Origin of the sequence: Lederbergia galactosidilytica (assembly GCF_017873565.1) — a bacterium.
Taxonomy (GTDB): Bacteria; Bacillota; Bacilli; order Bacillales; family Bacillaceae_C; genus Lederbergia; species Lederbergia galactosidilytica.
In genome coordinates this window covers 1-22,213 of the sequence record NZ_JAGGKH010000023.1, presented here as the reverse complement: position 1 = coordinate 22,213, position 22,213 = coordinate 1, and the positions used below count along the sequence as shown (strand labels likewise).

The 22,213-nt window shown below is 38.7% G+C and carries 19 protein-coding genes; 13 read left to right on the top strand and 6 right to left on the bottom strand.

Annotated features, from left to right (window positions below):
• Nucleotides 1-861: 861 nt before the first annotated feature.
• Both J2Z23_RS18975 and J2Z23_RS18970 read left to right on the top strand, forming a co-directional pair.
• Entirely contained in the window at nt 862-1,719 is an 858-nt protein-coding gene (locus J2Z23_RS18975) for a Cof-type HAD-IIB family hydrolase (RefSeq protein WP_057982771.1), read from the top strand.
• A 228-nt stretch (nt 1,720-1,947) separates the two neighbouring features.
• Nucleotides 1,948-3,567: an FMN-binding glutamate synthase family protein gene (locus J2Z23_RS18970; RefSeq protein ID WP_209974847.1), complete on the top strand. Its 1,620-nt coding sequence runs from the start codon at nt 1,948-1,950 to the stop codon at nt 3,565-3,567.
• Nucleotides 3,568-4,566: 999 nt separating this feature from the next.
• Here J2Z23_RS18970 and J2Z23_RS18965 read toward each other — a convergent pair.
• Nucleotides 4,567-5,127 carry a hypothetical protein gene (locus J2Z23_RS18965; RefSeq protein WP_057982765.1) on the bottom strand — a complete coding sequence of 187 codons (561 nt, stop codon included), beginning with the start codon at nt 5,125-5,127 and terminating at the stop codon, nt 4,567-4,569.
• A 178-nt stretch (nt 5,128-5,305) separates the two neighbouring features.
• On the opposite strand from J2Z23_RS18965, the gene J2Z23_RS18960 reads away from it, so the two are divergent.
• The 5 genes from J2Z23_RS18960 to J2Z23_RS18940 all read left to right on the top strand — a co-directional run bounded on the left by J2Z23_RS18960 (nt 5,306) and on the right by J2Z23_RS18940 (nt 10,906).
• Nucleotides 5,306-5,989: a response regulator transcription factor gene (locus tag J2Z23_RS18960; protein ID WP_209974844.1), complete on the top strand. Its 684-nt coding sequence runs from the start codon at nt 5,306-5,308 to the stop codon at nt 5,987-5,989.
• A gap of 2 nt (nt 5,990-5,991) precedes the next feature.
• Nucleotides 5,992-6,993 carry a sensor histidine kinase gene (locus J2Z23_RS18955; RefSeq protein ID WP_057982761.1) on the top strand — a complete coding sequence of 334 codons (1,002 nt, stop codon included), beginning with the start codon at nt 5,992-5,994 and terminating at the stop codon, nt 6,991-6,993.
• A 267-nt stretch (nt 6,994-7,260) separates the two neighbouring features.
• The gene (locus J2Z23_RS18950) at nt 7,261-7,944 is read left to right on the top strand and encodes an ABC transporter ATP-binding protein (protein ID WP_209974843.1); all 684 of its coding nucleotides are present in this window, start codon (nt 7,261-7,263) and stop codon (nt 7,942-7,944) included.
• Nucleotides 7,941-10,538, top strand: coding sequence for an ABC transporter permease (locus J2Z23_RS18945; RefSeq protein WP_057982757.1), 2,598 nt, complete (start codon nt 7,941-7,943; stop codon nt 10,536-10,538). The genes J2Z23_RS18950 and J2Z23_RS18945 overlap by 4 nt, the downstream gene beginning before the upstream one ends.
• Nucleotides 10,539-10,600: 62 nt before the next feature.
• A complete protein-coding gene (locus J2Z23_RS18940) occupies nt 10,601-10,906 on the top strand; it encodes a hypothetical protein (protein WP_057982754.1) in 306 nt (101 codons plus the stop codon).
• A gap of 228 nt (nt 10,907-11,134) precedes the next feature.
• Here the strand turns inward: J2Z23_RS18940 and bshB2 are convergent, their stop codons facing one another.
• The 4 genes from bshB2 to pdxK form a co-directional block, all read right to left on the bottom strand.
• On the bottom strand, nt 11,135-11,818 hold the full coding sequence (gene bshB2 / locus J2Z23_RS18935) for a bacillithiol biosynthesis deacetylase BshB2 (protein ID WP_057982753.1): 684 nt from the start codon (nt 11,816-11,818) through the stop codon (nt 11,135-11,137).
• A 403-nt stretch (nt 11,819-12,221) separates the two neighbouring features.
• On the bottom strand, nt 12,222-12,572 hold the full coding sequence (locus tag J2Z23_RS18930; RefSeq protein ID WP_057982746.1) for a YojF family protein: 351 nt from the start codon (nt 12,570-12,572) through the stop codon (nt 12,222-12,224).
• A 76-nt stretch (nt 12,573-12,648) separates the two neighbouring features.
• Nucleotides 12,649-14,100 carry a carbon starvation CstA family protein gene (locus J2Z23_RS18925; protein WP_057982744.1) on the bottom strand — a complete coding sequence of 484 codons (1,452 nt, stop codon included), beginning with the start codon at nt 14,098-14,100 and terminating at the stop codon, nt 12,649-12,651.
• Between the two features lie 273 nt (nt 14,101-14,373).
• Entirely contained in the window at nt 14,374-15,195 is an 822-nt protein-coding gene (pdxK, locus tag J2Z23_RS18920) for a pyridoxine/pyridoxal/pyridoxamine kinase (RefSeq protein WP_057982742.1), read from the bottom strand.
• A gap of 276 nt (nt 15,196-15,471) precedes the next feature.
• On the opposite strand from pdxK, the gene J2Z23_RS18915 reads away from it, so the two are divergent.
• From J2Z23_RS18915 to J2Z23_RS18890, 6 genes are all read left to right on the top strand, one after another.
• Entirely contained in the window at nt 15,472-16,143 is a 672-nt protein-coding gene (locus J2Z23_RS18915; RefSeq protein ID WP_057982741.1) for a response regulator transcription factor, read from the top strand.
• Nucleotides 16,140-17,516 (top strand): sensor histidine kinase, encoded by a 1,377-nt coding sequence (locus tag J2Z23_RS18910; RefSeq protein WP_209974841.1) that lies wholly within the window; start codon nt 16,140-16,142, stop codon nt 17,514-17,516. Before J2Z23_RS18915 ends, J2Z23_RS18910 begins: the two co-directional genes overlap by 4 nt.
• 203 nt (nt 17,517-17,719) lie before the next feature.
• Entirely contained in the window at nt 17,720-18,634 is a 915-nt protein-coding gene (locus J2Z23_RS18905) for an ABC transporter ATP-binding protein (protein ID WP_209974839.1), read from the top strand.
• Nucleotides 18,631-19,341 (top strand): ABC transporter permease, encoded by a 711-nt coding sequence (locus J2Z23_RS18900; protein WP_057982736.1) that lies wholly within the window; start codon nt 18,631-18,633, stop codon nt 19,339-19,341. The genes J2Z23_RS18905 and J2Z23_RS18900 overlap by 4 nt, the downstream gene beginning before the upstream one ends.
• 1 nt (nt 19,342) lies before the next feature.
• Entirely contained in the window at nt 19,343-20,077 is a 735-nt protein-coding gene (locus J2Z23_RS18895) for an ABC transporter permease (protein WP_057982735.1), read from the top strand.
• A gap of 66 nt (nt 20,078-20,143) precedes the next feature.
• Nucleotides 20,144-21,127, top strand: coding sequence for an alpha/beta fold hydrolase (locus J2Z23_RS18890; protein WP_057982733.1), 984 nt, complete (start codon nt 20,144-20,146; stop codon nt 21,125-21,127).
• Nucleotides 21,128-21,344: 217 nt separating this feature from the next.
• Here the strand turns inward: J2Z23_RS18890 and J2Z23_RS18885 are convergent, their stop codons facing one another.
• Complete coding sequence (locus J2Z23_RS18885) at nt 21,345-21,923, bottom strand: YdcF family protein (RefSeq protein WP_057982731.1); 579 nt, start codon at nt 21,921-21,923, stop codon at nt 21,345-21,347.
• Nucleotides 21,924-22,213 lie beyond the last annotated feature (290 nt).

The window sequence follows — 22,213 nt, the reverse complement described above, 5'->3', positions numbered from 1 at the left end:
AAAGGTGGGATTTTGTATCAATGATTTAAACCCAATAGTTTTTCAGTAGTAGAACTATATAATTCAAAGTCTATCCTTTTTATTATTTTACCCCATGATATTCAGCTTTATAATTCATTTTAATTTGTTTGAAAATCGGGTCTATTATTAAACTAGAATTACAGTAAATGGTAGGCACGATCCTTGAATAAAGGTATTTAGAAGAAAATAATTGGATCTGTAATTAGGATGTAGAGCCTAATGATTGTTTTCACGCTGTGTAAATTTAAACTTAATTTAATTTTTTTAAGATAGTAAACTAATTTCTATGCATACCCGGATTTCAGCTAATTAAACCTATTGTAACAAAGGATCCCATCCAATTATACTTATTCAAAACAAAGGGGCATTTTAAGGCCTTATTAAAATATCGGGATAAACACTTGGGCTTGTTTATTCATTATTATCGCTGTTAAAAATTCATATTTTAGGGAATAAGCAATTTATCCCATGTCAATGACTTGCAAACTTTCGGATTCTTCCTGCAATAAGTCAACATCAGCTCGCCTTCAGTCTCTAGCTACAGGCGATAGAGGATCAAGGTCCAATAACCTTGAAACACGAAGGGGAAGTTCACTTTTCTTTGGCTCAAGAATATTTGCTTATCGTCCCTAGACAATCGCCTTTCGCTTTTAACCCTCCCTGTGTTTCCCTTATCTCAGGTCAACAGGATGTGGCGAACCTTAGCCGTTCACTCTTATTATTTAAAGTTTTTACGCAGCTGGCAGTTGTCTCCGCCCTTATTATAATCAAGGATTTTTGCATTGGGGGTATAGATTCGCTATGCTTATTAAGAACAGATGGTTTAAAGGAGCTTGAAAAATGGTTAAATGTATTGCATCAGATATGGATGGAACATTATTGAACTCACAAGGAATGATTAGTGAGGAAACTAAGCAAGCGATCCAATTAGCGAAAGAACAAGGTATCGAATTTTTGGTCGCCACAGGGCGGTCTTGGGAAGAAGCACGCTATGTATTAGACAAAGAAGAGATCGATTGTGCCGCTATTTGTGTAAATGGAGCAGAGATTCGCTCGAGTAAAGGAGAAATCCTTCATTCCATTGGTATGGATGGAGAAACAGCGGAAAAAGTGGCCAAGGTATTTGATGAAGTAGGGATGTATTATGAGTTATACACACCTGAAGGGACATGGACAGCCGATGAAGAGTTAGGAATTCAATCCCTTGTCGATATTTACCATACAGCCAATCCTTCGGAGGATGTCGAGGAGATCCGCGATGCGGTGAAAAAGAGATTCACGCATAGTTCCCTTCGGATTGTCGATCAATATCAGGAAGTCTTTCAAGCCGAGGATTGTACTATCTATAAATTCCTCGCATTTTCTATGGATGAGGAGTTATTGCTGAAAGTAAGTGATCGATTAAGAGAGATTGAGGGAATAGATGTCACATCTTCCGGGCGACATAATATAGAAGTGAGTCATAAGCAAGCCCAGAAAGGCATTGCTTTAAAAGAGTGGACAGCAAAATTAGGAATATCCCTTCAAGATACAATGGCGATCGGAGATAATTATAATGATCTTTCCATGCTTCAAATAGTTGGTCATTCCTTTGCGATGGGCAATGCTGAACAAGCAGTTAAACAGGTTTGTCGTTATACTACAGCTACAAATTCAGAGGATGGTGTAGCAAAAGCAATCAGAAAGTTATTAGGATAAAGTTACAAGAAACTCCGCGGTTTCATATGGAGGATACCGCCTGAATACAATAGGTTGTAAGTCATTTATTTATGATTCTATAATAGGCTATGACGATAAGAAGGATGATTTTCGCTATTGGTAGGAGCGGCAGTTTTGCCGCTCCTATTATAAGAAGGCGCTTACTGTCTATGGTAAATACAATTTCTATTCTTCAAATGAGATTCATAGAAGGGCAAGGTGAAGTATATGAATATGGCAGAAGTACTAGCCATTGGCTTGTTTGTTATTTTATCACTACTAATTATTGTACCTCTGATTATTTTGATCTGGATTTATTTTCTTGATGCTGGTCAGAAGGAGCACTCAGTGCTACGAAATTATCCTGTCCTTGGAAATGTCCGCTATTTCTTTGAAAATATTGGACCTGAGCTCCGTCAATACCTATTCGCAAATAATCGTGAGGGGAAGCCGTTCTCAAGGCATCAATATCAAAATGTTGTAAAATCAGGTAAATATAAAGATCGAGTTCATGCATTTGGCTCCGAGAGAGACTTTGAGGAAGCAGGTTTCTACATAAGGAATGCAATTTTTCCGAGATTAAGAAGCGAACTTCGCATCGATCAAGAGCCGAAAATTCAAACAAAAATTTATAAAATCGATCATGAAGGATTATTTAATCGGAAGGAACATCGAGAGGATGCTATTGTTGAACCACATTTACTTGCGGACAAAGATGCCGTGGTTTTAGGGGAGCATACATGCCGCCAACCATTCAAAACGAAAGGATTAATCGGGCAATCTGCTATGAGCTATGGTTCCCTTGGGAAAAATGCGATTACAACACTTTCGAAAGGGCTAGGAAGGGCAGGAGGTACATGGATGAATACTGGAGAAGGGGGCCTTTCTCCACATCACCTAGTCGGTGATACAAATATTATCATGCAAATCGGGCCTGCCTATTTTGGCGTTCGAACAGTGAAAGGGGATTTTTCTTGGGAGGAATTTAAACGAAAGAGTGAAATCAAGCAAGTAAAGGCATTTGAGCTGAAATTAGCCCAAGGTGCGAAAACACGCGGAGGTCATATTTTGGGAGAGAAGGTGACCCCAGAAATTGCCGAAATACGCGGTGTTACACCATGGGAAACAATCGATAGTCCTAATCGTTTTCCTGAATATGATCGAACTGAAAGCCTTTTAAATTTTGTCGAGGAACTGCGGGAAGTCGGAGGAAAACCAGTAGGAATCAAAGTGGTTATTGGGTCTAAGGAGGAAGCAGAAAAATTTGTTCGAGAAATGGCTGAACTAGGAAAATTACCCGATTTTATTACTATTGATGGAGCGGAAGGAGGTACAGGGGCGACCTTTCAGGAATTATCAGATGCAGCTGGCTTGCCGTTGTTTTCTGCTTTGCCGTTACTAGATTCCATGTTGAAAAAATATGGGATTCGAGATCGCTTGAAAATTATCGCTTCAGGTAAGCTAGTGACTCCAGATATGATTGCTTATGCTCTTTGCTTAGGTGCAGATCTTGTGAATACAGCAAGAGGGATGATGATATCGGTCGGCTGTATTATGGCTCAAGTTTGCCATAATAACACATGCCCAGTTGGCGTGGCAACAACAGATCCCAAAAAGGAAAAAGCGTTGGTCATTGAAGAAAAGATGTATCGTGTAACCAATTATATTGTTTCATTAAGAGAAGGCTTGTTCGATCTTGCAGCTGCAGCTGGAATTTCCTCCCCAACGGAGTTTTCTGAAGAACATCTTATGTACCGAACTCCATCGGGACAATTAATGTCAGGAGAAGAGTTTAAGAAAAGTATGCTCGCTTTGCCGCCAGAATTGGTACAAGAAGGAGCATCTTAAGAAATGCAGTACTTTACTCTATGAATATCGGTTAAGGAGCCTAGGTGAATTGTATTATCTTATCCTTTAAAAAGAAGCTGTCCCATCCTTATTGTTTATTGATGAAACAGCTTCTTTTAATTTGGCAAGATTAGAATGTTTTTATTGATTAAGTCAATTTCATAGCATATGAATGATAAATTCACGAACAATAAAGCGGATCAAATTGTCAGTCAATATATTTCCCGAACTCAGTTGATTGGAGCGGAAGGTCACGACTCTTGGGGGATTAGATTAGTGTGACAGGTGAGATCCCGCAGGAGCATATAGCGACAAGGCAGCTCACCGCATAAAGAACACAGGCTAAATACGGGCTCGTCTATCGGCAGGTTCCAAGCACAAGATCCTATTGCTTTGCCTGCACTTATACGTAGCAACGCCTGCGTGACCGGCACCCCCCCAGGCTACCGGAAAAGCGACCACCTTAGGCGTGAATCAACGTTGTTTGAATTTAATGCTAAAATCGTTACTATGAAATTGATTCGATTTTATATGAAGAAAGAAGTTTTAACGTACTTCCGAAAGAAGTCCCCTCTCTTCACTCGTGTGAAAGGCATAGCCCAACGATTAGGGGGAGATGAATTTCGGTTGGCGCAAGTCTGAGAAAGGGCTTTCATCCGTGGGGCGAATGTTCTGAAATGGAGTTAGATATAGCAAAGAAGGTGATGGCCGTGTTGGTCAATCAAAAGTATGAGATTTTCCCAACAGAAAAACAAAAAATGCGGAACGATACTTGATTGTGACCATAATGCTAGTCGAAATATTTTACAAAAAGGATTAGATGAGTTACTTTACCATAATGGAATAGCCATAACTGTGGGGCAAGGTTGTGTCCGAACAGTATAAGCTACGCCTGCGGAGACTATGTAAGACAAATTGGTACATCCCCATTATGCGACGGTTCATGAAACAGGAAGCCCCTTCTTCAAACAACCCGAAAGGGTGTTAAGGAGGGGTCACTCACACGGCGACTGGTTCCGTAGTCGTCACTTTCAGACGGTGATGGACTAACAAATCACGGTTATATTCAGCTGTATACGTTAAAAGACTATAAAATTCTACAACATCCATAATTTTGGGATCTACAATGCGATGCGTTTGATTCAAGCTTTGGGCATTGCGCCATGCTGTCTCTTCAAAGACATAATTCATTTCATGATCTTCAATATCCCATTGAAAAAGCTCGATATTTTTACTTCTTTCAGAGTAGGGATGGGCTTTTTTTATTTGATAAATATGATAGGATTTTGGAATAGAGGCGTATAAAGCGTCCCGATCAAGAGAATGTCCTAATTCATGAAGAGTTAACGCTTGTACAAATGCTTTAAAAGAGATCGATACAGGCAATTCTTTATGGGATTGAATTAATCGTGTCGGATTAAAAGATATAAAATTTTCTAAGAAGTTATAACTCATATTGATACCTGTAGATCGTTGTTTCATAGGCATAGGTAATTGGACTGTATCCAATACCCCTTTGATCCAACCTTTTATTTGTTTATAAAGAATATTTCTACTCAATTTTTCCCCTCTTTTTTGTATATAGGGTGCGGTCGTATTCATTTGACATAGTCCACACCAACTTTTTATTATTGTATTCTACTTTTTATTATAATATGAAATGGTCTATTTGTACTAGGAAAAAATGAATAATTTGGTAAAATTTGTAATCATTAAGTGAGATAGGGCTGGTGATATAATGAACATTTTAATTGTAGAAGATGATAAGACAATTGCCTCTGGGCTAGAATACTCACTCAAACAGGAACAATTTTCAACGAAGTTATGCTATGATGCGACATCAGCGAAAAAGCTATTAACTGAAAAACGAGAAGAAATTGATTTATGTCTATTCGACTTATCTTTGCCAGATGGAAGTGGTTATGAATTATGTGAGTTGGCAAAACAGGGTGGAGATCTTCCAGTGATATTCTTAACGGCAATTGATGACGAAGTGAATGTTGTAATGGGATTAGATATGGGAGCAGATGACTATATCACAAAACCATTTCGGATTCGTGAATTACTCTCGCGAATTAAATCTGTATTACGGCGCTATCAAAAGCAACCAAAATCAACATCCTTTGTTGAAATAGAGAATATTCGTATCCATCTTTTGGAAGGAAAAGTTTATAAAAATGGGGAAGAAATTATTTTAACGGCATTGGAATACCGATTATTATTAATTTTTGCCAATCATATTGGCCAAGTTCTCTCACGCAATCAGCTTTTAGAGCAAATTTGGGATGTGGCAGGTGACTTTGTGAACGATAACACCTTAACAGTTTATATTAAGAGACTGCGAGAAAAATTAGAAGATGAACCGCAAAAGCCAAAGATTATTAAAACCATTCGTGGCCTTGGATATAAGGTTGGGGATTAGAGATGCTTCGGAATCGTGAAGTTCAAATTTTTATATGGGTGATGGGATGTATTAGTGTTATCGCAATTATCATTGGAAGTTTTATTTCCCTAGCAGCAACCATCACGATCTTTATGACGGCCTTTTTGTTATTGGGAGGTAGCTTTGTTATGACCCGCTGGAGATATCGTGAGATCGAAAAATTGTCCGAGTATTTACGAAAAATTCAAGCTGGGGATTATTTTCTTGATGTTCGTGATAATCGTGAAGGAGAATTAAGCATTTTAAAAAGTGAAATTTACAAAGTGACTTTAATGTTGTCAGAACAGGGAGCCCTTTTGCAAGAGGATAAAATTCGATTAACGAATGCCATTTCAGATATTTCCCATCAGTTGAAAACTCCAATTACCTCTATGACCGTGATGGCGGATTTATTAAGTGATGATGATTTGCCATATGAGAAACGAAAAGAATTTGTTCATAATATTCAAGTACAACTCGAGCGAATTGAATGGCTCGTATCCTCATTATTAAAACTATCAAAAATCGATGCAGGTACGGTGATTTTTAAGAAGGACAAGGTCAATGTAAAAGAGTTAATCCAAAAGGCCTTGAAACCTGTGCTCATACCAATGGATATTAAAGCTCAAACGGTGTCTGTTACTGGAGACCCACAAGTGTCCTTCAACGGCGACTTTAATTGGACAGTCGAAGCTTTAATCAATATTTTGAAAAACTGTGTTGAACATACGAGGATTGGTGGAGCGATCACAATTACTTTTGCAGAAAATGCACTCTTTACGGAAATCATTATTATAGATAATGGGAAGGGCATTTTGAAGGAAGATTTGCCTTATATATTCAAACGCTTTTATAAAGGAAAATCTGGAAGTGAAGAGAGTGTAGGCATTGGACTGGCTATGGCCCATAGCATTATGACTAGCCAAAATGGCTCGATCGATGTTCAAAGCGAGGTAGGAAAAGGCACAAAGTTTCATCTAAAAATGTATAAGCAGGTTATTTAAAATGATTTTTGCAGAATGAAGAATTGAGAAGGAACCCCATAAATTTGTGAAGAACCCCATACTTGATCGGAGAACCTCATAAGTAAGCGGGGAAGCCCACATCCGGTCGAAGAGGCCCATAAATGATAAAAGGCACTTGATTTTTGGATCGATAATGCCAAGCTTTTAACGTAAATCAAAGTGACGATTTTGTCACTTAACAGTCACTTGAAAGTCATTTTAGATAGATAGACTGAGTTTAACAGTTAAAATAATGGAGGTTTTACAATGGAGATTTTAAAAATTGAGCATCTATCTAAAATGTATGGAAAAGGAGAAACAGCTGTAAAGGCATTAGATGATGTTTCCTTTTCGATTCAGAATGGAGAGTTCGTCGCCATTATTGGGCCATCTGGTTCCGGGAAATCGACCCTTTTGCATTTATTGGGTGGGGTTGACCGACCTTCAAGTGGAAAGGTTTTTGTCGACAATACGGATATATACAATTTGAATGAAACGCAATTGGCGATTTTTAGACGTCGGCAAATTGGATTGATCTATCAATTTTATAATTTAATCCCAGTGCTCACCGTTGAAGAAAATATCACATTGCCACTTTTATTAGATGGTCATAAAGTCGATCGAAAACAGTTAGATGATATTGTCAAAAGCCTAGGATTAGAACAACGCTTAAACCATTTACCGAACCAGCTTTCTGGTGGCCAGCAACAAAGGGTCTCTATCGGGAGAGCTTTAATTTGTAATCCTGCTTTAATGTTAGCAGATGAGCCTACTGGGAATCTGGATAGTAAGAACAGTGAGGAAATCATAGATCTTTTAAAAATGTTTAATAAAACGTATAACCAAACATTGATTGTGATCACACATGATGAGCGGATTGCTCTGCAAGCAGATCGAGTGATTGCCATTGAGGATGGCCGTATCACCAAGGATGAGGTGGTTCGTCCATGAATATTGTCAACAAACTGACGATCAGACATTTAATACAAAATAAACGCCGTACACTTGTTACGATTATCGGTGTGATTATTTCAGTTGCCATGTTAACCGCGGTGGCAACCATTGGTGTCTCGTTTATGGATTTATTGAAAAGACAGACGATTTCCGAGGATGGGGAATGGCATCTTGTTTATCATAATGTCGATGGGAAGCAAATAGAGAAGATTCGCAAGGACGCGAATACAGAAAAGGTTATCCTTTCAAGAGATCTTGGCTTTGCCCTCTTAGATGGAGGAAAAGATAAGTACAAGCCTTATTTGTTTATAAAAGAATATAATGAACAAGGTTTTGAACAATTTCCTATCGAATTAAGTTCAGGGCGCTTTCCGCAAATGGCTGAGGAAATCGTTATTTCGGATGAAATGAGTGAAAAGTCAGGAGTCCCCTATAAAATAGGTGATGTGCTGACACTTGATATCGGTGAGCGCTATGCTTTTGACGAAGAAATTGATTATCCATTGGACCAAAGCTTTTCCTATATGACAGATCAAAAAGGTAAGTCGGAGGAAGAGTTGAGGGATACTAAGGCAAGGGAATTCACCATTGTAGGTATCATTAAGCGTCCTACTTGGGAGGCGCCTTGGTCACCAGGCTATACGGCTATTTCGTATTTTGATGAAGAGGCAAACGAAAAAGAAAACGGTGTGAATGCATCCGTTGTGTTGAAGAAACTGAAAGGCTCTATTTTTAAAGATACAGAAGAATTTGCCGAGGAGCATAATATCCCCCATGAAAATTATGAGTTTAATCATGATTTGCTGAGATATTCTGGTGTGATGAAAAATGGGGGAATGCGCACAACTCTTTATACCTTATCGGCGATTATCATGCTGATTATTATTGTCGGCTCTGTCTCACTCATTTATAATGCATTTGCCATCTCTGTATCGGAACGATCCAGACATTTAGGTATGCTTTCAAGTGTTGGGGCAACGAGACAACAGAAACGAAATTCCGTCTTTTTTGAGGGCGCTGTAATTGGACTTATAAGTATTCCAATTGGCATTATCGCTGGTCTCATTGGGATGGGGATTACGTTTATGTTCATCAATCAGATGATTCAGGGAGTTTTTGGAGTTAGTGAGGGACTAAGAGTAACAGTCACGGCCAGCTCTATTCTTATTGCGGTGCTTGTTTCCATTCTAACCATTTTTATTTCAACCTTTATCCCGGCAAGAAGAGCGTCACGTGTTTCAGCTATCGATGCAATTCGCCAAACAGCAGATGTAAAATTAACGGGGAAAGCGGTCAAAACCTCGAAACTTGTCCGTAAACTATTCGGGATTGAAGCAGAAATTGGCTTGAAGAATTTAAAACGAAATAAACGTCGTTACCAAGCCACTGTTTTTTCTCTCGTTATTAGTATCATTCTATTTTTAACTGTCTCCTATTTTACAGACAATCTTAAAAAATCTGCCGAACTTTCTCAAATTGGAATGAATTATGATATGAGCGTGGGGGTAGATCACGAAGGTGATGATCAGCTCATTCAATCAATCATATCCATGGATGAGGTGACAGATTATAATATCATGACACAGGTAAATAATCTGAAAACATGGATAGATCCGCAAAGTATAGCAGATCCGTTACGTGAATCTGCAACATTTGAACAAGAATTTCAAGATGGAAAATATCCATATTATATAAATTTATATGCATTAAAAGATGAAAATTTAAAAAAATATGCAAAAGAAGTTGGGGCAGATTACAATCAACTTCAAAACGGCTTAGCAGCTATCGTTATTGACAAAGCAAAATATGAGGATGGCGGGGCAGGAAAGTATGTTGAAACGAAAGCCATCCACACAAAAACAGGTGAAAAACTAGATCTTTATACAGAGGATTGGGAGACGGGCAAGGAAACGAATTTAGATAAAATAACGATTGCAACATTAACAAACCAACTGCCAATGGGAGTTCACTCAGAAGGGCTTGGGGGATTAAATCTCATAGTATCGGAGGCAACTTTAAATCAATTAGGTGAGGGGGCTTTAAAAGAGGAAGAAAACAATGTTTACCTATATTTAAATAGTAAAGACCCACTTAAAACGCAGAAAAAGATTGAGGAAGTAGAACGAGTTCGCCACTATATTCATAATGTCTATCAAAATAGGCAAGAAGAAGAACAACTTATCATGCTACTATCTGTTTTTACGTATGGTTTTATTAGTTTGATTACAGCGATTTCCATTGCCAATATTTTAAACACAATTTCAACAAGTATTTCTCTAAGAAAACGTGAATTTGCGATGCTGAAATCAATGGGAATGACACCAAAAGGCTTTAATAAAATGATTAATTATGAAAGTATCTTTTATGGGGTTAAAGCCTTATTATACGGACTTCCGCTTAGTATTGCGATCATGCTTCTGATTTACCGAGTGTTAATGAATAGCTTTAGTTATCCCTTTACCCTCCCGTGGCTCAGTTTGTTATCTGTTGTAGTAGCAGTATTTCTTATTGTTGGGATTGCAATGCTATATTCTAGTTCCAAAGTGAAGAAGGAAAATATTATCGATGCGTTGAAGCAAGAGAATATTTGATAGATGGTCCTTTTGTCACGCGAAACGTGATAAAATAGGAGAAACAAACTGGAGTGATGAACATGGATCATGATTTAAAAGAAATGTTACGCTCTTTGCTAAAAGAAGAACTTGGCGAAATCCGTTCTGAGATAAGAGAGTTGAAAGCAGGACAAGAACGGATGGAAACAGACATCGAAAGATTGAGCAGTGGTCAGGAAAGAATCGAGCAAAAGCAAGATCGCATGGAGGTTAAGCAAGATCGCATGGAGGTTAAGCAAGACCGCATGGAGCTCAAACTTGATCAGTTGGCAACGGAAATGAGAAGTAGTTTTAAACATCTGGATGAGACTGTGAAGGAACACCGAGTCGTGATTGATATACTGTAAAGTGATCGAAAGTCAAATCTCTCTCAGTAAAACATCATAAGCACATTAAAAATCGTAAAGGCTCGCTTCTTTACGATTTTTAATTTTGGTTTCTGCTGATAGGATAAACCCAGCATGAACAGGTCAAAATGTGAAAAGGCGAATAAACTCCTCGCAACAGCCAATCTGATAATATCTGTATTGTCCGTAATACATAAAAAAACGGCAGAATTTCTTCCGCCGATTTCATTATAAAACTTTGTCTTGATCCCAATTATAGGTCCAAAAATGTTCTGTTCTAAATTGCTCTGGCAATCCTGTTTTTTCTTCTGTCATTTTCTTCTCTAAGTCGGCTAACATCCATACAGTTTGGGAAAGATGGGCTTTTAATGCGCCAAATTTCCGTTCAGAAACGGCGCTAATATCATGCTTGATATCTGGTAAACCAATCTCTGCTTCGTGATTCTTTGCAAAGGCGACACAGTGAAGCTTTGGTCGGTTTTCTTTGGGAAGTCTACGTATCGCCCGAACGACAGCACGGCCTGTGGCTTCGTGATCCGGGTGAACAGAATATCCTGGATAGAAAGAGATAACAAGGGAAGGATTCAATTCTTCAATCAAGTCAAAGACAAGATTAGTTAACTCCTCATCTGGAATAAATTCTAATGTTTTATCGCGATAGCCCATCATTCGTAAATCTGTGACACCCATGGCTTCTGCCGATGCTTGAAGTTCTTTTTTACGAATCTCTGGAAGGGATTCCCTTGTAGCAAACGGAGGGTTCCCCAAATTCCTTCCCATTTCTCCAAGAGTAAGACAAGCATAGGTGACAGGTGTGCCACTTAAGATATGACTTGCCATTGTTCCGGAGACGCCAAAGGCTTCATCATCTGGATGTGGAAATACAACTAAAACATGACGTTCTTTTTCCATATAAAGCAATTCCTTTCTATTAGAGGGTGTTCGAAAAGTTCGGTAAAAATGACACTGCTAGATAAATGATCTTCGACTGAGTACCGCCACGTCCTGTGGCGAACGTCGAAATCACGACATCCTGTGGTAGCTCGTTGGCTTGTTTCTATGCTCCTCGGAAAAGAGAACCACTTTTCCTTCGTGTGACGCGGATTCATGGGAGCTTTCCTTGTGCTCATGTATCAGGAAAGGTTCTTCTGCTAAATTCACCCACGTCCTGTGGGCATTGTGCAGGTCCGCTGCTCGAAACTGCGCCGCCTTGAACTTTCGATGTACAGGATGTACTAGTGTCGGACGTTAGCGATTTACGTCAGCGCTTTTAGCCGACTTGGTCCTTTTTATCCTTCTTTTTGAACACACGCTATTAATATTTAAACGGTGTTTTGCTAATTTGTAGAGCAACGGCTAGTTTTCCATCATATCCGTGACCAGCAAGTAATAATCTACCTTGTTCATCTAGCTCGAAATGGGTAAGGCCCTCTGCGTAGATCCAGCCAATCGCTAATTTTAGCCCGATACGATAGGGGCCTTCCCCAACAATCTTCCCATATTCGTAACAAACTTCAGCATTGCGAATATAAGCTCCAGCTGAAAAAAATGTTTCATCATTATGGGAAGCATACGCTCCATTTGTTGTTTCTAAATGTATGTAAACTTGTTCTGTAGCAAAAGTATTAATTAATTGTTGAACTTCATCGATACGAATCTTCTCCATAGGATAAACCTCCTTCCTAAATCATTATTTTACTAAAAGAAGAGAAAAATTACGAAAAATAAGATTGGGAATATGGTCAAACTCTCTGATTCCAGTCGAAAAGTTCTTCCTCGATAGGCCATTGATTTTTCCGCGCTTTTCTTGCAATGTGGAAGAATATAATCAATACGAACAAAGTTCCAATAAAACTACCTACCCAAGAAGCGGTCATCGGTAAGTGAAAACCGATTTTTGCATGCAAAATATAAGTAAAAACCATGATAAGCATAAAGGTTCCGGGAATAAGTGAAATCCAATAATTTCTTTTAGCAATATATAAATACATAGCACCAATGAATAAGGTGATCACAGCTGTTGATTGATTAGCCCAACTAAAATATCGCCACAATAAATTGAAATCTATCTTTGTTAGTAAGAAAGCAATGATGAATAAAGGAAAGGCAACCCATAAGCGACTGGATAACTTCCTTTGAGCTAACCCTAAATATTCAGCAATGATCATCCGAGCGCTACGGAAGGCAGTATCTCCTGAGGTAATCGGTAGGACCACTACTCCGAGTACAGCGAGTGTCCCACCAAGTGCACCAAGTAGAGAAGTGGAGACTTTATTGACGACAGCTCCCGGTCCTCCTACTTTTAAAAGTTCATTCAATTCATTGGGCCCATCAAATAGACTCATCGCTGCTGCTGCCCAAATCATCGCAATAATTCCCTCAGCAATCATCATCCCATAAAATACTTTCCTGCCTTGGCTTTCTTTTTGGATAGTTCGAGAAATAATTGGCGTTTGGGTCGCATGAAATCCTGATAAGGCTCCACATGTAATGGTAAAAAATAATAGAGGAAAGATCGGTGCTTGCTCTGGATGAAAATGACTAAAGGACAATTCGGGAATGGGAGCTCCAATTACGACGAGCCCAACACCGACTCCAGCGGCACTTAGGATTAACAAGGCTCCGAAATAGGGATATAATCGCCCGATAATTTGATCAATCGGTAGAAGTGTCGCGAGAATATAATAACTAAAGATGATGAATAGAATAATACTCAAGGCTAGTTTCCCATCGATTAACACATGGAGTAGGTTAGCGGGAGTAATGACAAAAACAGTCCCAACTAATAGAAGGAGTAAAACAGCTAAAACATGGACAAGGTATTTCATCGTACGACCTAAAAATTTGCTCGCTAGTGCAGGTAAATGGGCACCCCGATTTCTAATCGAAATCATCCCAATTAAATAATCATGAACCGCTCCAGCAAAAATAGAGCCAATGACAATCCAAACAAAGGCTACAGGTCCATATAAGGCACCCATAATAGGACCAAAAATAGGGCCTGTCCCCGCAATATTGAGCAATTGGATTAAGGCGTTTTTTGAGGTGCTCATTGGAACGTAATCAACCCCATCATGATTAACTAGTGCGGGAGTGGGTCGATCCTGCTTGATGCCAAATGCTTTCTCAACGATTCTTCCATATATAAAATACCCGAGAATTAAGAGAATGATTCCACCTAAAAAAGTCTTCATTTCACTTCCCCCTGTCCAATAAGTGTTCGAAAAGAGGATAAAAATGACAAGTCGGCTAATGGCGCTGACGCCGCTCAACAACGTAGATACGTTCTGTACATCGAAAGCCATTTATCTAGCAGTGTCATTTGTACCGGATCTTTGAACAGCTTCTAAAATAGAATTGGAGTTGTTTCTGTCCCATGCTATTCAAGAAGAAGGAAGTTTAGAACATTGAGAGGAATGATAAACGCCCAGAAAGGATGAAATAATCATCCTTTCTGGGCGTCATCCTTATTTCTTGGAATTATTATCAAAAGCAAAATAAGCGCCATGCATAACAGGACCTACATATTCATTCAGCTTCCAGCCGTGTTGGATCGCGGCTGTAACAAAGTCCTTGGCAGAGGCAACGGCTTCCTTGACTGATTTACCCTTTGCCAAGTTAGCTGTAATCGCGGCAGCAAAAGTACAACCAGCACCATGGTTATAAGTCGTTTCTAGTTTATCTGACTCAAGTAGAGTAAATTCTTGACCGTCATAGAAAAGGTCGATGGCTTTGTCATGGGCGATTGCCTTTCCACCTTTTACGACAACATTTTTTGCCCCCAACTCGTGAATTTTCGCAGCGGCTTCTTTCATCCCATCTACTGTTTTCACTGGTCCTGTTTTAGCTAATTGTCCCGCTTCAAAAAGGTTCGGGGTTACAATTAAAGCCCGTGGGAGAAGGAACTCACGCATTGCATCCGTATTTTCTGGTTGTAAAACTTCATCCTCGCCTTTACATACCATCACAGGGTCAATGACCACATTTTCTAATTTATGCTCATCCAATTTACGCGCACCTAATTCAATGATTTCCACTGAACCAAGCATTCCAGTTTTCATGGCATCAATTCCGACAGATAGAATGGTGTTTAATTGCTTTTCTACTGTATCAACATCAATTGGAAAGACGTCATGACTCCAATTATTGTTAGGGTCCATTGTGACGATTGACGTTAAAGCATTCATGCCGTAAACGCCATACTCTTCAAATGTTTTTAAATCAGCTTGAATTCCAGCGCCACCACTTGTATCCGAACCAGCAAATGTTAAAACTTTCTTCATTGTCATCCGTTATTCCTCCTAGCAAACACATGATGTTTCTTCTTTGGTCTAGCTTTAGCGCTCAGATTAGTAAATCAACGAAATATCTCGCCTATTTAGCCTTTTTATCTTTACGAGCACTTCTGCTTTTCTCTTTAGGATATACCAATTTATTTGAAAATAAAAGATTTTAATTCCTTACTAGGCTTTACCTGTAAATAGAGCTTTGCCTATAATTTGGTATATAGATGTTAAAATAGGAACATATATGAATTATTTTAAAAGAAAATCAGGGGGATATAAATGGCCAATATTCTATACATAGAGGATGATTTAGAAATTAGTAGATGGGTCGTAGAAGTGTTAGAGGAAAAAGGACATAACGTAAATTGGTTACCATCAGGGGAAGGAGTGATGAAACTAGCAGAAGATGTGGAAATTGCAATTTTAGATGTGATGATACCTGGCCTAGATGGCTTTTCTGTTGGAAGGAGATTAAAACAGGAATATCCTTCATTAGCGGTCTTAATGTTATCAGCTAGAACCTCTGTCGAAGATCGACTTCAGGGACTAGAATTTGCGGATGATTATTTAACAAAGCCCTTTTATCCAGAAGAATTGGTTGCAAGGATAGAAGTTTTATTGCGACGGTTTCAACAAGATCAAACAGAAAAGATAACAATTGGTCATTTAGATATTTTCTTAGAAGAAAACCGGATATTAGATCATGAAAGAAACAAGGAAATTATTTTAACGGGAAAGCAATACCAAATTTTTCAATACTTCCTCCGCCATCAAAACCAAATTTTGACAAAGGAGCAATTATACGAAGGGGTATGGAAAGAACCTTATATAGATGGGGATAAAACATTAATGGTACATATTCGTTATTTACGCGAGAAAATAGAAAGGGATCCCGCAAAACCCGGTTTAATAGAAACCATTCGGGGATTAGGCTATCGATTAAAATCATGACTATAAAAAAGGTTTTAACTCTTCGTCATTCTTTATTAGTAAGATATCTACTGATTATTTTATTCGCGGTTCTATTTATCCCTATTATTTTTCCTCTATCGATTGTTGTTTGGTATTCATTTGATGAGGCGGATGTAAACCAATTAAATGGAGAGGACCTGGAAAAATGGTGGCATCAAGAAGCAGGAAAACTGACTTCTTTAGATGAGGAAGAAGTAAAGAAGAAATTGACTGAATTTCAGAAGAAATACCACGCTTCTACTGTGTTTTGGGTCGATGATAATGGAACACTTCTTTTTGCTTATCCAGAACCAGTTGCTGTACCTAAAAGGTGGACATCTTCAGATATTGTTGAATTTATGAAAAAAAGCTATGATAGTGACCCTTTTACAACAGTGGCCTTTCTTGGTGAAAAAAAGGAAAACGGCTTTATTACCTTTCAAATTCCAAGAAGTGAAATGGACCATACTCGAGAAAAGTTGGTAGATCGCTATAGTTATCTATTTTACGGTATTAATATTGGACTCTTTTTCATATTTGTTTTTATTTCCTGGCTGTTCTTTTCCCATATTCGCAAACGATTACTCCGTTTAGGATTAGCAATGGAAAAAGAGGGTATCGCCGGTATTCCTGACAAAATTATGATTAAGAAACAAGATGAAATTGGCCAGCTTGAGCAGTCCTTCAATGGAATGGTCGAGAGGTTAGGGGAAAGTCAAAAACAGAAGGATGAGGAAGAAGAACTAAGAAAACAATTAATGGCCAATCTTTCTCATGATTTGCGAACACCATTGACGACATTAAGAGGACATCTCTATACATTAAAAAAAGAAAAATTAACGGACAAAGGGGAAAAATCCCTGCAATTAATGGATTATAAGATTACCTTTCTTAGTCAGTTAATTGATAATTTACTGTCTTATACACTGCTAACAGCAGGAAAATACCCTTATCATCCCCAAAAAGTAGATATTATCAGGTCGGTTCGCGTGATGGCTGCTTCTTGGTATCCAACTTTTGAGAAAAAGGGCTTTGCAATTGAAATTGAATTGCCCGAGGATCAGCATTTTGAGTGGTCATTAGACCCAAGTTGGTTGGAGAGAGTGCTTGATAATCTATTTCAAAATATCATTCGCCATGCCGATTCTGGGAAATATATTAGAATTAAAAGTGCAACAACCGAAAAAGGCTTTCAACTCATAATTGAAGATCGGGGCCCGGGAATAGAGACTGCTTCTGATAGTAAGGGGGCTGGGATTGGTATGGCGATCGTAACGCTTATGTTGCAAGAAATGAACTTAAAGTTAAATGTCCAATCAACAGATAGAGGAACGAGAATGACGATAACAGCTGCAGGGGACATGGGAAAGTAAATTGTAATCATGCAAACCGCTTGATTCATGAATATCCATGATTCAAGCGGTTTTTCTTACACTAAGAAAGCCTTCTAATTTTGAATGGAATGGTTGCCTTATTTGCCGATTGGAGGTTATTCGATCTTTTTTAAACAAATTTTAAACTTGCTTGTCCATTGTTTTAACCTTCACCTTTTAATCTTAGAGATGAGGTGAAGAAAATGAACGAATTAGTGTTAAAAACTTCAAATTTAACGAAGAGATTTAAAGGAAAGCAAGCAGTGAATGGAGTGGATCTTGCCATTCAAAAAGGAGAAATTTATGGTTTCCTTGGACCAAACGGGGCAGGGAAAACAACTACGATTCGGATGCTACTTGGATTAATGAAACCGACACATGGCTCGATCCATATATTTGGACAGGATTTAAGCAAACATAAACTATCGATATTAAGCAAAGTCGGTTCTCTAGTGGAATCTCCCTCCTACTATGGTCATTTAACAGCTATTGAAAATTTAGAAGCTTTACGAAAAATTTTAAATGTGCCTAAAGCAAGAATTGGGGAAGTATTGGAAATCGTCCGTTTAACAAACGAGGCCAAACGACCTGTAAAAGGCTTTTCGCTTGGAATGAAACAAAGGTTAGGGATAGCAGCTGCTCTCTTAGGAAATCCGGAGTTGTTAATTTTGGATGAACCAACAAATGGCTTGGACCCTGCAGGCATTCAAGAGATGCGAGAACTAATTAAAAGTCTACCGAAAAAATTTGGTGTAACAGTTGTAGTATCAAGTCATCTCTTAAGTGAAATTGATCAAATGGCAACACGAGTAGGTATTATTACGAAAGGTTCACTTATTTTTCAAGATTCGATCGAGGTATTAAGAAAAAGATCCAGTCCGACAATCCGCATTCACACAAATAATCAAAAAGAGGCAAGGAAAATTCTTCTGTCTTCTGGCATTCAAGTACAGGATCAGGATTCATTTCTTACGCTTGATCAAGCTGATAATATGTTAACGGCTAAAGCAGTGGCGAATTTAGTCAAAGGGAATCTATCTGTTTATCGTGTTGAGGAACAAAAAATGTCTTTGGAAGAAATATTCCTCGATTTAACGAAGGAGGAGATGAGCCTATGATGATCCAAATATTTAAGGCTGATCTGCTAAAAATGAAACGAAAATGGGTATGGTTTCTTAGCTTTCTTGGTCCCTTTGGAGTGATCTCTCTGCAGGCGGTCAATTATGGTGTAAGATATGATTACTTAGTTGGTCTGAATCCGGATGTTTGGGGAGAATTGCTAAAGAATATTAATGGGTTAGTCACGATTTCCTTAATACTAGGCGTTGCCATCTTGGCATCGATGACCGCAAATGTGGAACATCAACAAAATGCTTGGAAACAGCTTTTAGCCCTGCCTGTTCGTAAAGGCTCGGCTTTTGCGTCAAAATTCCTTTTAAACATTATATTCCTTTTGATTGCTTGTCTTCTGCTATTTGTAGGAACGATTATCTTGGGACTTAGTTTGAAGTTTGGGACAGAGATTCCTTATATCGCGATTTTAAGAAATAGCTTCTATCCCTTGGCGGCTGCTTTGCCCATTCTAGCTTTACAAACATGGTTATCGATTACGATGACCAACCAAGCGGTTCCACTTACCATTGGAATTCTTGGTGCCATCGTTTCGTCATCCGCTTATAATGCGGCTGATTGGTTCATGTGGAAGTGGCCATTATTAATGAGTGATGTTCATGAGCCAGTTTGGTTTGTTGGGATGGGCTTACTCGTAGGCATTATTCTATTGGGATTTGGTGCGCTAGATTTTACAAGACGGGATGTGAAGTAAGATGTTATGGAAAATAATTCAGTCAGAATGGCTTAAATTTCGCAAATCTAATATATGGCTGCTGCTTTTCGTGAGTCCTGCATTGGCTACTATTGCCGGTATGACTATGAATATATCAGAAATGAAAGGGGTCGAATGGGCTTATCTATTATCAACAATGGTTTTTATCCATGGCCTGCTTTTTCTTCCCTTATTAACAGGGGTATTCAGTGCTTTTGTCGCTCGCTATGAACATCAGGGTGGGGGATGGAAACAATTACTTGCCTTGCCAGTATCAAGAGGGCAAGTATTCTTGGCAAAAGGGATCATCGTCATGGCTTTTTTAGCGATTACCCAAATATTATTTTATTTCGGTTGGGTAATGGCTGGAATCATTCAGGGAATTGAGACGTCAGTTCCTTACCTGTTTGGTCTTAAAAGTGTCTTTTTCGGCTGGCTCGCCTGTTTACCATTAGTTGCCTTACAATTATGGATTTCAACAGCATGGACAAGTTTCGCCGCCCCACTTGTTATCAATGTGATTTTCACGATTCCTAATATTTTAGTAGCGAATTCAGAGAAATTCTCTCCCTTTTATCCTTGGGTCCAACCCTTTTTAACCATGCTTTCGGCTGGAGGAGATGGGGCAGATGAATTTTTTATCCGCTCACTCTCTTTGTTATTATCAGTGATATTTGGTAGCTTCTTTATATTTTTGTTCGGGGGATTACTGTATTTTCAGAAAAGGGCCGTTTAATCGTCAAAAATACCCTTTTGAACCTGGTCTGTATAAATAATCTCTATATAGGAAGCTGTGAGAATAATGAAATTCAAAAAGAAGCTTAGCCCGTGGTTGGTTACTAGAAATATTTTATTGTGTATACTAGCAGTACTCGTAATTGGGTTCATTTTTCATTCCATTAAAACGGTAATGGAACAAAAGAGATATCCAGCTATTGGGGAATTAGTTGAAGTTGCCGGTAAGAATATGCACGTCTATACAAAGGGGAATGGAGAAAACACCATTGTCTTATTAAGTGGATTAGGTACAGCTGCACCTGTATTAGACTTCGAACCCCTAATTAATCAAATGGCAAAAAATCATAAGGTTGTTGTCGTAGAGCCTTTTGGATATGGTTGGAGTGACATGACGGAGAAGGAACGAACAGTGGAAAACATAGTAGAGGAAATAAGAACGGCACTAAAAGAATCAGGCATAGAAGGACCGTATATTTTGATGCCACATTCAATATCTGGTATATATAGTATCTATTTTGCCGATAAATATCCAAATGAAGTGAAGGCCATTATCGGAATCGATCCTACGTTACCGAAAGCTGTGGAATACTTCGATGAAGCTGTGCCCACTATGCCTAAGTATTGGAGCTATGTGGCACCAACTGGAATGGCAAGATTAGCTGTATCCTTGATCCCAAGTGAGTTTCTACCTGTTGCTGAAGACGGGACTTATTCGGGTGAAAATTTACAGATGGTTAAAGCTATTTCAGCATGGAAAGGCAATAACCGAAATATAGTGAATGAAGCAAATGAAATAAATAATGATCTTGAAAAGACAACCGATATGGTAATCCCTTCTGAGCTACCCGTTTTAATCTTTACTACGAAAGAGAAAAATGTGAATAAAGACGGGAAGTCGAATATCACCTTTTATCAAACGCAATTGGATCGTATCTCCTCTCATAAGCTGATTACGCTAGAAGGGCATCATTATCTCCATTGGACTCGTTACAAGGAAATGAGTGAATATGTGACTGAGTTCATAGAGAATTACTTAAAAGATTTGTAATGGAATTTAACCTGTTGTATTTACATTTTTGCTACTAGACAAAAGCGGTTTCCTCAGTGCAAGTTGCTGGAAAGAAACCTTCATATAATCCGCAAAAAGGGCGTTCTCAAACCGGGAACGCCTTTTAATTTCATTGGCTTATAAGTATCTTTAGCTATCATTATGAGTTTCTCCCTCTAAATGATAAACTTTAGGGAGAGTATAGGGAGAAAAAGATCTATCTCCCTGTTAAATAAGTTTTGATTAAAGCAGCTCGTTCACGAGTGGTCATTTTCCACTTCACTACCTCTGGTGTTTTGGCGGCAAGGGCATCGGTCTCAAGCCCTAGTTGATGAGCAATCTTGCGAGATCTGGCAAGGTGATAATCACTGGTAATGATCGTGACATGATCAATGGAATCAGGAAGTAGTTTTTTTGAAAATAGAATATTTTCATAGGTAGAAGTGGATGTTGTTTCTAGAATAAGTCTGCTTTCTTCTATTCCTTTTTCAATTAAATAGTTTTTCATGGCTTCTGCTTCTGAGAGTTGTTCATCAGGACCTTGGCCACCGGATAATACAAACCGAACATTCGGATATTCATGGCTATACTGGACAGCAGCATCTAATCGATATTGTAAGGAGCGTGAGGGAATGCTGCCATTCACCTTGGCGCCAAGAATGATTGCATAGGAATGTTTGCCAGTGGCTAAGGGAGTTTGACCTTTTTGGATCCAATCACCCGTTTTCCACCAAAGAAAAGCAAGGGAAAAGAGTAGGATGAGAAGGCTAGATAGTAAAACGATCTTTATGTTCATAATTCATTCCCTTTCATCATCATGATAAGCTTAGAATACCTGATAAAAATGAAATCGTATATTGTTTTTATAAGATAAATTGGGAATGACTGGCTAGCGTTAAGATCTAGCATCAGGGCTTGGCTCTAATCATGGATGTTCGACAAGACAGCGAATTCCTAGTTGCTCCCTAATATCAAGAGGTTTACGCTTTTGTAGGTAGTGTCAAAAATTCTATGAAAACAAAAGCCTAAACGTAGCTCTACGGTCTAAATGTGGTGGTAAGCTACCGCAATCGCTCTTGACAAACA

Excerpts from the sequence above, each read along its gene's own strand:
- J2Z23_RS18885 (WP_057982731.1), bottom strand. The coding sequence starts at position 21,923 with ATGAACATAAAGATCGTTTTACTATCTAGCCTTCTCATCCTACTCTTT.
- J2Z23_RS18905 (WP_209974839.1), top strand. The coding sequence starts at position 17,720 with ATGAACGAATTAGTGTTAAAAACTTCAAATTTAACGAAGAGATTTAAA.
- J2Z23_RS18915 (WP_057982741.1), top strand. The coding sequence starts at position 15,472 with ATGGCCAATATTCTATACATAGAGGATGATTTAGAAATTAGTAGATGG.
- J2Z23_RS18960 (WP_209974844.1), top strand. The coding sequence starts at position 5,306 with ATGAACATTTTAATTGTAGAAGATGATAAGACAATTGCCTCTGGGCTA.
- J2Z23_RS18955 (WP_057982761.1), top strand. The coding sequence starts at position 5,992 with ATGCTTCGGAATCGTGAAGTTCAAATTTTTATATGGGTGATGGGATGT.
- J2Z23_RS18945 (WP_057982757.1), top strand. The coding sequence starts at position 7,941 with ATGAATATTGTCAACAAACTGACGATCAGACATTTAATACAAAATAAA.
- J2Z23_RS18890 (WP_057982733.1), top strand. The coding sequence starts at position 20,144 with ATGAAATTCAAAAAGAAGCTTAGCCCGTGGTTGGTTACTAGAAATATT.
- J2Z23_RS18940 (WP_057982754.1), top strand. The coding sequence starts at position 10,601 with ATGGATCATGATTTAAAAGAAATGTTACGCTCTTTGCTAAAAGAAGAA.
- J2Z23_RS18910 (WP_209974841.1), top strand. The coding sequence starts at position 16,140 with ATGACTATAAAAAAGGTTTTAACTCTTCGTCATTCTTTATTAGTAAGA.
- J2Z23_RS18930 (WP_057982746.1), bottom strand. The coding sequence starts at position 12,572 with ATGGAGAAGATTCGTATCGATGAAGTTCAACAATTAATTAATACTTTT.
- J2Z23_RS18900 (WP_057982736.1), top strand. The coding sequence starts at position 18,631 with ATGATGATCCAAATATTTAAGGCTGATCTGCTAAAAATGAAACGAAAA.
- J2Z23_RS18970 (WP_209974847.1), top strand. The coding sequence starts at position 1,948 with ATGAATATGGCAGAAGTACTAGCCATTGGCTTGTTTGTTATTTTATCA.
- J2Z23_RS18950 (WP_209974843.1), top strand. The coding sequence starts at position 7,261 with ATGGAGATTTTAAAAATTGAGCATCTATCTAAAATGTATGGAAAAGGA.
- J2Z23_RS18895 (WP_057982735.1), top strand. The coding sequence starts at position 19,343 with ATGTTATGGAAAATAATTCAGTCAGAATGGCTTAAATTTCGCAAATCT.
- pdxK (WP_057982742.1), bottom strand. The coding sequence starts at position 15,195 with ATGACAATGAAGAAAGTTTTAACATTTGCTGGTTCGGATACAAGTGGT.
- bshB2 (WP_057982753.1), bottom strand. The coding sequence starts at position 11,818 with ATGGAAAAAGAACGTCATGTTTTAGTTGTATTTCCACATCCAGATGAT.
- J2Z23_RS18975 (WP_057982771.1), top strand. The coding sequence starts at position 862 with ATGGTTAAATGTATTGCATCAGATATGGATGGAACATTATTGAACTCA.
- J2Z23_RS18925 (WP_057982744.1), bottom strand. The coding sequence starts at position 14,100 with ATGAAGACTTTTTTAGGTGGAATCATTCTCTTAATTCTCGGGTATTTT.